The organism is Pseudomonas sp. M5, from assembly GCF_016907075.1.
Classification (GTDB): Bacteria; Pseudomonadota; Gammaproteobacteria; order Pseudomonadales; family Pseudomonadaceae; genus Aquipseudomonas; species Aquipseudomonas putida_E.
Genome location: NZ_JAFBBH010000001.1, coordinates 3,723,034 through 3,736,451, shown reverse-complemented (window position 1 = coordinate 3,736,451; position 13,418 = coordinate 3,723,034). Strand labels below are relative to the sequence as shown.

The following is a 13,418-nucleotide window of genomic DNA, read 5'->3' as shown; positions in this document are numbered from 1 at the left end:
TTGGGATTGTGAAGCGATGACTGCGCCTGCCTAAGACAAGCGGAACAGCAGGTTCTTTCTCTTGGGGGTGAGAAATCTCTTTCCGGAAGCCCACCACCTTTTATATCTGAATGTCGTTTCGAATAAGGGCCTCAAATTAGCTTAGCGCCACTACCCTTGTTTACCTGTCAAAACTATCATTTTTACCAGTTGCCGCAGCCATTGAGTGAAATTAGCATTCGGACTACCAACTCCTCAAAGAGACGTGTCATGAAAAACTATAAAATCACTCGCATCGTAAAGGCTCCTCGGACAGGCTTTGAAACTCATCCTTATGTTATTGAAGACCCCGCCAGTCCGCACGCCCCTGAACATCGCCTGGGCGACTATAGTTTAGGCAATGCTTCCAGCTACGAGGGGCTACTCGATAAAAACTTCATTTATGATCCCTCTGATACCACCCTGCTGATGGGCACCTGGAATAGCGGGGAAGCAAAAAGGCAAGGTGATACCTTCGTTCTGCCAGTCCTCGCCCATAAGCTTTTTCCTGGATCCGTAGTCGAATTAGGAGAAAAAATCAGAAAATTACGCATGGTGGTGATCGTGAAAAGCAACACCATTCCTGCAAATATTTATGACAGCAGCTACATGCTTTTGCCACTAGAGTTCTATATAAACCATACTGACACCATCAATGAAATTTTAGCGCCAGTTATCAAATCATTGAGAGGGCAGGACGTTTTCCTGGAGCGGATAGCCAAGCCAAAATGGGATACGATTGATAGTCAAGCTGCAAAAATGAAAGCGGCAAAAGAAGAAAACGACCGTATTATGTGGATGCGGGGAAGTTCCATGCCAGACCACGGGATACCCTGGCCCATCAAGAACGCGGATCAAGGTCGCTCGCTGAATAGGTCAAAAACCTACGATGAAAACTCGATAGCAGATGATGAAGTTGTTGTTTGCACCCTCTACCGCAGCGGAAACGGAATGACGAGTTATGGAGGCGCCGGTAAATTCGACACAGCAAATTTCTGGACAGATACGTTGGCGGATATGTTGGCCGTCGTCATTTCGAGTGCCGTCTAAGCGCCAAGATGATTATCGTTGCTTTCCAGGTGAACCCGATCGCCGGCAAACCAAAGCGGATGACGCTTGGCCAGGCAATGCCGGGACGTCGCGCCAATGTAACCAAGCCTTTCTGGCTGCATCCTTAAGCCCCTCGGCGGGAGCCAAGTGCGTAGCGCAGTCACACTGGGCTCCTGGCCGGTGGCTTTAATGATCGCCACGGGCATTGTACCTTCCGCGAGTCAACGCCGATTGCGATAACGGCATGCAAATTGCTCATCTATTCATACCTGTCCCGGGAATAGCGAGCATGCTGCACAGCCACCTGACCACCCTCAACGCGGTTTCGCTGATCCTCAACCTGTTTCAGGAACAGGGGTGCGAGGCAACGGCGCTGCTGGCTGGCAGCGGTATAGGCCCGGCAGACCTTGGCCATGCCGATGCCCGCATCACCACCCAGCAAGAGCTGCAGGTATGCGCCAACGCCGTGGCACGGCGTGAAGACATCGGCCTGGAGCTGGGCAGACGCATGCATGTGTCGTGCTACGGCATGCTGGGTTACGCCCTGCTCTCCAGTGCCACTTTGGGTGACGCCTTGCGCCTTGCTTTGCAGTATCCGGCACTGCTGGGAACAGTCTTTCGCTTACGCCTGATAGACGATGGCCAGCGCATCTGGCTTAGCGCCGATGAATACCGCGACCTCCCGGCGCTGGCCGCTTTCAATGCCGAGTTCTGCCTGGTCTCGCTCAAAGTCATCTGTGACGACCTGCTGGGCCGCCCGCTGCCGCTGCTCGGCGCGCGTTTCGAACATGCTCGGCCCGACTATCACGCCCGCTATACCGATGCTTTCCCGTGCCCGCTCGGGTTCGACGCGCCGGACAACGCTTTTGCTTTCGAGCGGCGCTGGCTGAACGCCCCACTGCCCCTGGCCGACCCGATCACCCACAAAGCCATGAGCGAGCGCTGCCGGCGCCTGAACCTTGAATTCACCGGGCGCCAGGCCTGGCTGGGGCGGATACGCCAATTACTGCTGCAGCAACTGGACGCTGCCCCCGGCCTGGAAGGCTTGGCGCGGCAGATGAACTGCTCGTCTCGTACCTTGCGCCGGCACTTACAGGCGCTGGGCAGCAGTTATCAACAGCTGCTCGATGAGCTGCGATTCGAGCGAGCCAAGCAGCTGCTGGCCGAGGGGCAGATGCCGATCTACCGAATTGCCGAGCGCTTGGGGTTCAGTGAGACGGCAAGCTTCCGGCATGCCTTCCAGCGTTGGAGCGGTGTGGCGCCCAGCCATTTCCGAGGTTGATCAAGGCCGGCGAGCTTGGCCACATCGATCCCCTTTTGGCCGTTTGCGTCGTTCTCCCGCGCCCGGCAGCCCGTGAAAATGGGCCAACGCCAGTACTACCGGAGAACAACAATGCTGACGATCTATTCCGATGACCACCGCCTGCACCACGGCCGCTGCGAGCTGATCGACGGCAAGCTGATGCCCTGCTTCGAAATGCCTTCGCGTGCTGACCATGTGCTCGAGCAGGTGAAAAAGCGCAACCTCGGTGATGTCCAGGCCCCGACCGATTTTGGCCGTGCACCACTGCAGCGCATCCACAGCGCAGACTATCTCGACTTCTTCGAAGGTGCCTGGGCACGTTGGGCGGCGCTGGGTCAGGAGGGCGACTTGTTGCCCTTCACCTGGCCGGCACGCACCTTGCGCCAAGTCAAACCCACCGGCCTGCATGGCGAGTTGGGCTACTACAGTTTCGATGCCGGCGCGCCCATCACCGCAGGCACCTGGCAGGCCGCCTACAGCGCAGCACAGGTTGCCCTCACCGCCCAAGCTGCAATCGAGCAAGGCGCCCATGCGGCCTTCGCCCTGTGCCGCCCACCAGGGCATCACGCCGCCGCCGAGGTCATGGGAGGTTACTGCTACCTGAACAACGCCGCGATTGCTGCCCAGGCCTTCCTCGACCAAGGCAGGGCCAAGGTGGCTATCCTTGACGTCGATTACCACCATGGCAATGGCACCCAGGACATCTTCTACCAGCGCGATGACGTGTTCTTCGCCTCGATCCACGGCGACCCGCAAGACGAGTTCCCGTTCTTCCTGGGCTACGCGGACGAAACCGGCGCAGGCGCGGGCGAAGGCTGCAACATCAATTACCCGCTGCCTACCGGCAGCGACTGGGCAGCCTGGAGCGCCGCGCTGGAAGACGCCTGCCGGCGCATCGCCGATTACGATGCCGACGTTTTGGTCATCTCTCTGGGCGTGGACACCTTCAAGGATGACCCTATCTCCCAGTTCAAGCTGGACAGCCCGGACTATCTGGAGATGGGCAAACGCATCGCCCAGCTCGGCAAGCCGACCTTGTTCGTGATGGAAGGCGGCTACGCAGTGGAAGAAATCGGTATCAACGCGGTCAATGTGCTGGAAGGCTTCCAGCTCGCCCAGCCAGGAGCCCGATAATGGCCCGACTCAAGCGCCTGCTCGCCCCACTCATAGCTGCCACCCTGTTCACCGGCGCCGTCCAGGCACAAGCCGAACAGCGCACCTTGCGCGTCTACAACTGGTTCGATTACATCACCCCGCAAACCTTGACCGGCTTCCAGAAGGACAGCGGCGTCAAGCTGGTCTACGACATCTTCGACACCAACGAAGCCCTGGAAGCGAAGCTGCTGACAGGCAACTCCGGCTACGACGTGGTAGTACCGTCCAACGTCTTTCTCGCCAAGCAGATCGAGGCGGGGGTGTTCCAGCCACTGGACCGCAGCAAGCTGCCGAACTGGCAACACCTGGACCCGGCACTGATGAAGCTCATCGAGGCCAACGACCCAGGCAACAAGTTCGCCGTGCCCTACATGTACGGCACGGTGCTGATCGGCTTCAACCCGGACAAGGTCAAGGCGGTACTGGGCGACAAGGCCCCCGTGGACAGCTGGGACCTGCTCTTCAAGGAAGAGAACATCGCCAAGCTCAAGCAGTGCGGCGTAGCGCTGCTCGACTCGCCATCAGAGATCCTGCCGCTGGCGTTGCAATACCTGGGGCTGGACCCCAACAGCAGCAAGCCGGATGACTACAAGCAAGCCGAGGCTCTGCTGCAGAAGATCCGCCCCTACATCACCTACTTCCACTCTTCCAAGTACATGGCGGATATCGCCAACGGTGACATCTGCGTTGCCGTTGGTTATTCCGGCAGCTTCTCCCAGGCAGCAAACCGCGCCCGGGATGCGAAAAACGGTGTGGTGGTGGACATGCGTTTGCCCAAGGAGGGCGCGCCGATCTGGTTCGACATGCTGGCGATTCCGAAGGGCGCTGCCAACCCGGAGGATGCGCATACGTTCATCAACTACCTGCTGCGCCCAGAGGTGATTGCGCCGATCAGCGACTTTGTCGGGTACCCGAACCCGAACAAGGATGCGACGGACCAGGTCAGCCCAGCGATCCGCAACAACCCCAACCTGTATCCAACGGCGGAGGCGATGGCCAAGCTGTATACGCTCAAGCCTTTGACGCGTGAGGCAGAGCGGGCGAGGACGCGGGCCTGGACCAGGATCAAGTCCGGGACTTGATACCGTCTTGCAACAGGACCGCGCGCTCCTGCAGAAGAGCGCGGTTCCTTGTTGAGCGGCCTTGTGTCGCGATGGCCTGCAAAGCAGGCCAGCAATCTCAATCCCGCTTCACAAGGCCCGGCAACTGCGCCACCAGCTTCTGGTTGTTGAACGGCGCGCGTATGAACCCACGCTGACGTCCATCCGGCCCGACAATCGCCAGGTTACCGCTGTGATCCACGGTATATCCGGGCTTGCTGGTATCCGCCGGAATGAACGGAATGCTCAAGGCATTGGCCAGCTTCTGGGTATCCTCGATCGACCCCACCACCCCGACGAAATCCTTGTCGAAATAACCCAGGTACTGCTTGAGCTGGTTCGGCGTGTCGCGGTTCGGATCGACACTCACCAGTACCACCTGCAGCCGGTCGACCGCTTCCTTGGGCAGCTCGCTCTTCACCTGGCGCAACTGGGCCAGGGTGGTGGGGCAGATATCCGGGCAATAGGTATAGCCAAAGAACAGCAGCGACCACTTGCCCTTGAGATCGTCGAGCTGCACCGGCTGGCCGTCCTGGTTGGTCATGGTCACGTCGGCAACTGTGCGGCTCTGCGGCAAGAGGATGATGCCGGCATCGATCAGCTCGGTGGGGTTTGGCTGGTCACTGCCATTTAGCACCTTGTTGACGGTCAGGCCCATGATCAACGCGACCAGGGCAACGAGGATGAAGACGGTTTTCTGGGTTCGGGTCATAGGTTCAGCAACAGGTAGTGGTCAACAAGCAACGCAATGAACAGCGCGAACAGGTAGCCGATAGAGTACTTGAAGGTGCCGATCGCCGCGTGCGGCCGGCTGCCACGGTACAACACCCAGGCCCATTGCAGGAAGCGCAGGCCAAGGGCGAGGGCGCAGGCCAGGTACAACGGGCCGCTCATGTGGATGGCGTAGGGCAGCAGGGTCACCGCCAGCAGTATCAGGGTATAGAGCAGGATGTGCAGCTTGGTGTAGCGCTCGCCGTGGGTTACCGGCAGCATCGGGATATCGGCCTTGGCATACTCCTCCTTGCGGTGAATGGCCAGGGCCCAGAAGTGCGGCGGCGTCCAGGCGAAGATGATCAGCACCAGCAACAAGGGCTCGGCACTGACTTGGCCACTTACTGCCACCCAGCCAAGCAGCGGCGGGGCCGCGCCTGCAAGGCCACCGATAACGATGTTCTGCGGGGTCGCACGCTTGAGAAAGCCGGTATAGAGCACCGCATAGCCGAGCAGAGAGGCAAGCGTCAGCCAGGCGGCGAGGGCGTTGGTGAACACCAGCAACAGGGCCATGCCCAGCAGCGCCAGGGCGAGGGCGAACAGCAGCGCCGGCAGTGGCGCGACCCGCCCTTGGGCCAGCGGCCGCTTGTGGGTGCGGGCCATCAGCGCATCGATGCGCCGGTCCAGCACATGGTTGACCGCCGCAGCGCCCCCGGCGCACAGGGCAATCCCCAGGTTGCCGAACAACAGCACGCTCCAAGGTACCCCGGCACGGGTCGCCAGGAACATGCCCACCAGCGAGGTGATCAGCATCAGCACCACCACCTTGGGCTTGGTCAGCTCCAGATAGTCGCGCCAGCCTGCACGCTGCGCAGTTAGAAGCGTCGCCACGAGTCGTTCCTCAAGTGATGGGCCGCGCCCACGCCTGTCACCGGCGTCAGGCGCCAGCCCTGGCCCACGCGCACCTTGTCGACGACGCGGATACGGTAGTTGACCAGCACCATGCTCAGCAGCAACAGGGCGCCGCCTGCGTTATGCGCCACAGCCACCGCCAGAGGCAGGTGCAGCAGCACATTGCTGATGCCCAGGCCTACCTGCAGCGCCAGCACCAGCAGTACCAGGCGCCCCAACCCAGGCAAGCCACAGCGGTGCAGCTTCCAGCTGAGCATCAGCAGCACACCAGTGACCAGCAGCGCGCCCAGGCGGTGGCTGATGTGGATGGCCGTGCGCGCATCGCTGTCCAGTTGCCCGCCCAGGTAGTTGGGGCCGACGTGCTGGGTCAGGTGGAAACCGTTGCTGAAGTCCGCTGCCGGCCACCACTGGCCATGGCAGGTCGGCAAGTCTGTGCAGGCAACGGCCGCATAGTTGGAACTGACCCAGCCGCCCAAGGCAATCTGGCCGATCACCACCAGCAGCGCCAAGGCAGCAATCCGCCGCAAGCTCAGCGGTAATTTAGGCAACGGTGCAAAGGCCCGTGACAGGCGCAGCGCCAGCAGGAACAACAAGGCCAGGGTAGTGAAGCCACCCAGCAGGTGTGCGGTGACGACCTGCGGCCACAGCTTGAGGGTCACTGTCCACATGCCGAATGCCGCCTGGGCCAGTACAACGCCTAGCAACAGCACCGGCAGGCGGTAGGGCTGGCCGTCGCGCGAATGCCGGCGCACGGCCTGGAAGGCGAGCAAGGCAATCACCAAGGCGAGCGTGCCGGCAAAGTAACGATGGACCATCTCGGCCCAGCCCTTGGCGACCTCCACCGGGTGCTCGGGGAAGTGCAGCTCGGCATGGGCCAGCTGCGCGTCGGTTTTCGGCACGCTGATGAAGCCATAGCAGCCAGGCCAGTCGGGGCAGCCCAGGCCAGCATGGGTCAGACGGGTATAGGCACCGAGCAGTACGACCAGCAGCGCCAGCAGGGTGGCGAACACAGCGAGGCGGAATCCGGGTCTGGCCATGGCAGGGCTCCTAGCCGATGTTGGACAGCTTGAGCAGGTGGCGCAGGTCATCCAGTACATGCTTGCCGCTGACCTTGCCGTCATAGCGCAGCACCAGGTTGCCGTGCGGGTCGACGATCCACAGCTGCGGCGCGGGGTCTCCTACCTTCTGAAGGTAGCGCTGTGTATCGAGTGGATAACGCTGCAGCTGTGGGTACTCGCGCCCCAGCAAGGCCTGGTAGCCGGCACTCAACGGTTGGGCAGCGGCCAGGGCATGGCTGGCACGGCTGGCGTCCCGGCCAAGGCCAATCTGGATCTGCCGCGCCAGGTAAACCAGGCGCTGGCAGTCTTCGGCACAGCTTTCTGGGGCGCTGACCAGCAGTTGCCAACGTGCGTCTTCGCCAGCGATGCCGATATCGCTGCGGCTCTGGCCATTGCCGATCATCGTCCCGTGATAGCTTCGGCCTTCCGGCACCCAGAACTTGAGCTTGTACATGCTGGTGGCCAGGATCATCGGGCCGAGCACCACCAGCAGAATCAGGATCAGCTGCAAACGCCCGCGGGCCCTGGGTTTGCGACGTTCAGGCAGGTCCAGTGGAGTGGTGGTGGCGGCCATGGCGGTTCTCCTTTTTGTTGTGCCAGCCAAAGTAGAGGTAGAGCAGCACCAGTGCGGTGGCCAGGGCGAACCATTGCACCGCATAACCCAGGTGTTTTTCCGGGCCCATGGCGACCACCGGCCAGTCCAGGCGGTAAGCCGCCGGGCCGGGCTGCAGGCGCAATTCATGGGCGAACCCTTCGCGCCGAAGCTGTTGCCACAGTTGTGTGGGGTTCACGACCGTCAGCAGGTGCGGCCATTGGCCGCCAACGGGGTCGGGGTGCAATTGAAAGGTGCTGCCGGGCGCTACGTATACCGAGGCATCCAGGGCCAGAGCCTGCGCAGGGGTGTCGAAGGGCACCGGTACGCGGCGGTCGGGCCAGGGCAGCCACCCGCGGTTGACCAACAGCCACAAGCCGCTGGGCTGGTCGAGAAAGGGCTGCAGCAACTCGACGCCTGCCTGGCCGTCGCGCATGCGATTGTCCAGCAGCACGCTGTGCTCGGCATCGAAACGGCCGTAGAGGTGCACACGGCGGAAGGCGGTATCGTTGCTCAACTGCAACTGGGCCGCGGAAAGCGGCGCGTCGACGCTGCGCTCGGCATGGTTGGCCAGCAATGCGCGCTTTTCGTCGGCTCGGCCCAATTGCCAGCAGCCAAGGGCAATCAACCCCGGCAGCAGCGCAAGCACTACCAGGGTGGGTACCCAGCCCGGGCGAAACGGCCTCACGGGCGCCTCGCTATACTTATCCACATCACCGCATCCCCCCGGAGAAACGCCATGCTCAAGGCCGCGATCGTCATGATGCTGTTGGCCACCATTGCCAGCCTGTTCAGCGGCCTGGTGTTTCTGGTCAAGGACGATGAGAACTCGACCCGCCTGCTCAAGGCACTGACCGTGCGTGTCACCTTGGCCTGCCTGACCATCGCCCTGGTTGCTTATGGCCTCATCAGTGGCCAGCTGGTCTCCCACGCTCCTTTCTGAGCCTCTCTGCGCCACTTGTAGGAGCGGCCTTGTGTCGCGAAAGGGCTGCAGAGCAGCCCCGGCACTTTATGCGTTTGAGCCGACATCCAGGGTCCGCGCTGCGGCCCTTTCGCGACACAAGGCCGCTCCTACAAGGGCTGCGTCGCCCTTCACAGCACATATACAAAGATGAACAAACCGACCCACACCACATCGACGAAGTGCCAATACCAGCTTGCCGCCTCGAAGCCGAAGTGTTTGTCCGGGTTGAAGTGCCCACGCAGGATGCGCACGAACATGACGATCAAAATGATCGTGCCCAAGGTAACGTGGGCACCGTGGAAGCCTGTGAGCATGAAGAAGGTTGCGCCGTAGATCCCCGAGCCCAGCGTCAGGCCCAACTTGGTGTAGGCCTCGAAGTATTCGTAGGCCTGCAGCGCGATGAAGCTCAACCCCAGCAGGATGGTGATTGCCATCCACAGCTTCAGCGCCCCACGGTGGTCACGTCGCAGTGCATGGTGGGCGATGGTGATGGTCACGCTCGAACTGACCAGCAAAATGGTGTTGATCAAAGGCAGGTGCCAAGGGTCGATGACGTCCTTGGCCGGCGGGAACAGCTTGGGGTCCGGGGTATTGAGCAGGGGCCAGGTGAATTCGAAACTGGGCCACAGCATGTGTGCGACCCCCTTGTCGCCTTCACCACCGAGCCATGGCCCGGCCAGTACCCGCACGTAGAACAACGCGCCAAAGAAGGCCAGGAAGAACATCACCTCGGAGAAGATGAACCAGCTCATGCCCCAGCGGAACGAGCGGTCCAGCTGCGCGCTATACAGCCCGGCGTGGCTTTCCTTAACGACCGCCCCGAACCAGCCGAACAGCATGTAGGCCAGCAGCAGGGCACCGACGAAGAAAATCAGCGGCCCATGGGAGTCGGGGTGGCCAGCCTTGAGGTCGTTGAACCACGTGCCAAGGCCGTACACCGTGACGAACATGCCGATGGTGGCAATGATCGGCCACTTGCTCTGCGCAGGGACGTAGTAGTGGTCATGACTTGCCATTGCTGTTCTCCTTCCCTTAACGGGCGCCCTGAACGTCCTGGGGCGCGACATGCGCGACCGGCGGGTGGCGAGCGGTGATGTCGAACAAGGTGTAGGCCAGTGTCAGGTGCTTCACGCTGGCCGGCAGGTCCCGGTCGACGATGAAGCGCACAGGCATCTCGATACGTTCGCCGGGCTGCAGCACCTGCTGGGTAAAGCAGAAGCACTCGGTCTTGTGGAAATACGCCGCGGCCTCGGCCGGTGTGATGCTGGGTACGGCCTGGGCGCTCATCGGCCGGTCAGTGGTGTTGTGAGCCACGAAGATCATCTGGTTGACGGCCCCCGGGTTGACCGCGAGCTGGTCGGCAGTGGCATAGAAGTCCCAGACCATGTCGCCGGCATTGGTCGACATGAACTGCACCCGCACCGAACGCGTCGGATCGCTGACCTGGCTACCCTCATACTGCCCGCCGGTCTTGCCATTGATGCCGAAGGCCCTGCACATGACGTCGTAGATCGGCACCAGGGCAAAGCCGAAGGCGAACATCACCACCGTCAGCATCAGCAGGCGCAGCACCAGACGTTTGAGCGGTTGGCCGGTCATGGGCGGTTACCTATTTCACATCCGGTGGCGTCTGGAAGGTGTGATACGGCGCCGGCGAAGGGACCGACCACTCAAGGCCCTCTGCACCATCCCAGGGTTTGGCCGGGGCCGGCGCGCCGCCGCGAATGCACTTGATGACGATGAACAGGAAGAAGATCTGCGTGGCACCAAACATGAACGCACCGACCGATGACACCATGTTGAAGTCGGCGAACTGCAGGTTGTAGTCAGGAATGCGCCGCGGCATGCCGGCCAGGCCAACGAAGTGCATGGGGAAGAAGGCCAGGTTCATGCCGATGAACGACAGCCAGAAATGCAGCTTGCCGAGGGTTTCGTCGTACATGTGGCCGGTCCACTTCGGCAGCCAGTAATAGGCCGAGGCGAAGATGCCGAAGATCGCCCCAGGCACCAGCACGTAATGGAAGTGCGCCACCACGAAGTAGGTGTCGTGGTACTGGAAGTCTGCCGGCGCGATGGCCAGCATCAGCCCGGAGAACCCACCGATGGTGAACAATATGACGAAGGCGATGGCGAACAGCATCGGCGTCTCGAAGGTCAGCGAGCCTTCCCACATGGTGCTGACCCAGTTGAACACCTTCACCCCGGTGGGCACGGCAATGAGCATGGTCGCGTACATGAAGAACAACTCACCCACCACCGGGATGCCGACCACGAACATGTGGTGCGCCCAGACGATGAACGACAGGAAGGCGATCGCACCCGTGGCATAGACCATCGAGGTGTAGCCGAACAGCGGCTTGCGCGAGAACGCCGGGATGATCGAGCTGACCGCGCCGAAGGCCGGCAGGATCATGATGTACACCTCTGGGTGGCCGAAGAACCAGAACACATGCTGGAACAGCACCGGGTCACCGCCACCGGCGGCACTGAAGAAGCTGGTGCCAAAGTGGATATCCATCAGCATCATGGTCACCACACCGGCCAGCACCGGCATCACCGCGATCAGCAGGAAGGCCGTGATCAGCCAGGTCCAGACGAACAGCGGCATTTTCATCAGGGTCATGCCCGGTGCGCGCAGGTTGAGAATGGTGGCGATGACGTTGATGGCCCCCATGATCGAACTGATACCCATCAAGTGGATGGCAAAGATGAAGAAGGTCACGCTGGCGGGGGCATAGGTGGTCGATAGCGGGGCGTAGAAGGTCCAGCCAAAGTTCGGCCCGCCACCAGGGCTGAACAGGGTCGATACCAGCATCAGAAACGCTGCCGGCAGCAGCCAGAAACTGAAGTTGTTCATCCGCGGCAGGGCCATGTCCGGCGCGCCGATCATCAGCGGGATCATCCAGTTGGCCAAGCCGACGAAGGCCGGCATCACTGCGCCGAACACCATGATCAGGCCGTGCATGGTGGTCATCTGGTTGAAAAATGCCGGCTCGACGATCTGCAGCCCGGGCTGGAACAGTTCGGCGCGTATCACCATGGCGAACGAGCCGCCAAGGAGGAACATGATGAAGCTGAACCACAGGTACATCGTGCCGATGTCCTTGTGGTTGGTGGTCAGCACCCAGCGCATCAGGCCCTTTGCCGGGCCGTGGGCATGCTCATGGCCGTGGGCGTGGTCGTCGATCACTGCACTCATGTCCTGTCTCCTGCAGCCCACTGACTGCCGCGAGTAACCCGGTTCATTGCGCTTGTGCCTGCTTGAGCGCCAGCACGTCCTTCGGTGTGACCATGTCGCCTTTGTCATTGCCCCAGGCGTTGCGCTCGTAGGTGACCACGGCGGCGATATCGACCTCAGACAGCTGCTTGCCGAAGGCCGCCATGGAGGTGCCGGGCTTGCCATGGAAGACGATGTTCAGGTGGGCCTCTATGGGGCCGGTGGCGATCTTCGAGCCCTTGAGAGCCGGGAACATCGGCGGCAAGCCCTGGCCTTCGGCCTGGTGACAGGCCACGCAGGTGGTGTGGTAAACCTTGTCGCCGCGCGCGACCAACTCTTCAAGGGTCCATTCCTTGCTGGTCAGCTCCTTGAGTTTGGCCGCCTCGGCCTTGCGCTCGCCGAGCCAGGTGTCGTAGTCGGCCTTGGACTTGACCTCCACCACCACCGGCATGAAACCGTGGTCCTTGCCACACAGTTCGGTGCATTGGCCGCGATAGATGCCGGGCTTCTCGACGCGCGTCCAGGCTTCATTGACAAAGCCTGGGATGGCGTCACGCTTGACCGCGAAAGCCGGTACCCACCAGGAATGGATCACGTCGGCGGCCGTCACCAGAAAGCGCACTTTCGCCCCTACCGGCAGCACCAGCGGCTGGTCGACCTCAAGCAGGTAGTGCTCATCCTTGGGCGCCTTGTTCTGGATCTGGTCGGCAGGGGTGGCCAGGTTGCTGAAAAACTCCACGTCCTGGCCCAGGTATTTGTAGTGCCATTTCCACTGGTAGCCCGTAACCTGGATATCAATGTCCGATTCGCTGGCGTCGTAGATATCGATCAGGGTCTTGGTGGCGGGGATGGCCATGGCCACCAGGATGAGCAAGGGGACCACGGTCCACAGGATTTCCACCCAGGTGTGCTCGTGAAAATGCGCAGCTTGCTGGCCGGTGGAACGGCGGTGGATGACCATGGACCAGAACATCGCGCCGAACACCACGACGCCGATGATCACGCAGATCCAGAAGATGGTCATGTGCAGGTCGAACACGGCGTTGGAGACTTCCGTCGCCCCCGGCGCCATGTTCACGGTCCAGGCGGCGTTGGCCTGACCTAAAACCAACCACAACAGGAGGCCCATCCAGACTGGTGGATGTCGCATCATTGCGGGTTCCCCTTCTAATTCTTGTTGTCCCGGAGGCGTGGCCTGCGGCAAGAGGGAACGGCGGTCAAGACTGCCTGGCTTCGACGACCGAGCCCCTGCGAAAAGCAGTCGGGCCTCATCAGCGAATCACGTTCAACCCGAGTATAGACAGCGACCAATGGCACGCAACGACGCAGGTGAAATGA

General features: G+C 61.3%; 14 protein-coding genes. 5 read left to right on the top strand and 9 right to left on the bottom strand.

Annotation, left to right across the window (positions count from 1 at the left end):
• Positions 1-249: 249 nt before the first annotated feature.
• The 4 genes from JOE27_RS17075 to JOE27_RS17060 all read left to right on the top strand — a co-directional run bounded on the left by JOE27_RS17075 (position 250) and on the right by JOE27_RS17060 (position 4,608).
• Entirely contained in the window at positions 250-1,068 is an 819-nt protein-coding gene (locus tag JOE27_RS17075; protein WP_204919279.1) for a hypothetical protein, read from the top strand.
• Between the two features lie 289 nt (positions 1,069-1,357).
• Positions 1,358-2,350: an AraC family transcriptional regulator gene (locus JOE27_RS17070; RefSeq protein ID WP_204919277.1), complete on the top strand. Its 993-nt coding sequence runs from the start codon at positions 1,358-1,360 to the stop codon at positions 2,348-2,350.
• 111 nt (positions 2,351-2,461) lie between these two features.
• The gene (locus tag JOE27_RS17065) at positions 2,462-3,505 is read left to right on the top strand and encodes a histone deacetylase family protein (protein WP_204919275.1); all 1,044 of its coding nucleotides are present in this window, start codon (positions 2,462-2,464) and stop codon (positions 3,503-3,505) included.
• Positions 3,505-4,608 (top strand): polyamine ABC transporter substrate-binding protein, encoded by a 1,104-nt coding sequence (locus tag JOE27_RS17060; RefSeq protein ID WP_115273260.1) that lies wholly within the window; start codon positions 3,505-3,507, stop codon positions 4,606-4,608. The genes JOE27_RS17065 and JOE27_RS17060 overlap by 1 nt, the downstream gene beginning before the upstream one ends.
• Positions 4,609-4,705: 97 nt before the next feature.
• Here the strand turns inward: JOE27_RS17060 and JOE27_RS17055 are convergent, their stop codons facing one another.
• Genes JOE27_RS17055 through JOE27_RS17035 form a run of 5 tightly spaced genes read right to left on the bottom strand, consistent with a single transcriptional unit; the run spans position 4,706 to position 8,587 of the window.
• Positions 4,706-5,338 (bottom strand): SCO family protein, encoded by a 633-nt coding sequence (locus JOE27_RS17055; protein ID WP_115273259.1) that lies wholly within the window; start codon positions 5,336-5,338, stop codon positions 4,706-4,708.
• Positions 5,335-6,228: a heme o synthase gene (gene cyoE, locus JOE27_RS17050; RefSeq protein WP_115273258.1), complete on the bottom strand. Its 894-nt coding sequence runs from the start codon at positions 6,226-6,228 to the stop codon at positions 5,335-5,337. Before cyoE ends, JOE27_RS17055 begins: the two co-directional genes overlap by 4 nt.
• On the bottom strand, positions 6,213-7,286 hold the full coding sequence (locus tag JOE27_RS17045; protein ID WP_115273257.1) for a COX15/CtaA family protein: 1,074 nt from the start codon (positions 7,284-7,286) through the stop codon (positions 6,213-6,215). The genes cyoE and JOE27_RS17045 overlap by 16 nt, the downstream gene beginning before the upstream one ends.
• Before the next feature lie 10 nt (positions 7,287-7,296).
• Positions 7,297-7,881, bottom strand: coding sequence for a hypothetical protein (locus JOE27_RS17040; RefSeq protein ID WP_046786830.1), 585 nt, complete (start codon positions 7,879-7,881; stop codon positions 7,297-7,299).
• Positions 7,847-8,587 carry an SURF1 family protein gene (locus tag JOE27_RS17035; RefSeq protein ID WP_174141087.1) on the bottom strand — a complete coding sequence of 247 codons (741 nt, stop codon included), beginning with the start codon at positions 8,585-8,587 and terminating at the stop codon, positions 7,847-7,849. The genes JOE27_RS17040 and JOE27_RS17035 overlap by 35 nt, the downstream gene beginning before the upstream one ends.
• A 51-nt stretch (positions 8,588-8,638) precedes the next feature.
• On the opposite strand from JOE27_RS17035, the gene JOE27_RS17030 reads away from it, so the two are divergent.
• Positions 8,639-8,842 (top strand): twin transmembrane helix small protein, encoded by a 204-nt coding sequence (locus tag JOE27_RS17030; RefSeq protein WP_012312078.1) that lies wholly within the window; start codon positions 8,639-8,641, stop codon positions 8,840-8,842.
• Between the two features lie 149 nt (positions 8,843-8,991).
• Here the strand turns inward: JOE27_RS17030 and JOE27_RS17025 are convergent, their stop codons facing one another.
• From JOE27_RS17025 to coxB, 4 genes are read right to left on the bottom strand one after another with little or no spacing between them, the layout of a single operon-like run.
• Entirely contained in the window at positions 8,992-9,879 is an 888-nt protein-coding gene (locus tag JOE27_RS17025; protein WP_046786828.1) for a cytochrome c oxidase subunit 3, read from the bottom strand.
• Between the two features lie 16 nt (positions 9,880-9,895).
• Positions 9,896-10,462, bottom strand: a complete 567-nt coding sequence (locus tag JOE27_RS17020; RefSeq protein ID WP_046786827.1) for a cytochrome c oxidase assembly protein — start codon at positions 10,460-10,462, stop codon at positions 9,896-9,898.
• Between the two features lie 10 nt (positions 10,463-10,472).
• On the bottom strand, positions 10,473-12,062 hold the full coding sequence (gene ctaD / locus JOE27_RS17015) for a cytochrome c oxidase subunit I (protein ID WP_012312075.1): 1,590 nt from the start codon (positions 12,060-12,062) through the stop codon (positions 10,473-10,475).
• Positions 12,063-12,105: 43 nt separating this feature from the next.
• Positions 12,106-13,233 (bottom strand): cytochrome c oxidase subunit II, encoded by a 1,128-nt coding sequence (gene coxB, locus JOE27_RS17010; RefSeq protein WP_046786826.1) that lies wholly within the window; start codon positions 13,231-13,233, stop codon positions 12,106-12,108.
• Between the last annotated feature and the right edge of the window lie 185 nt (positions 13,234-13,418).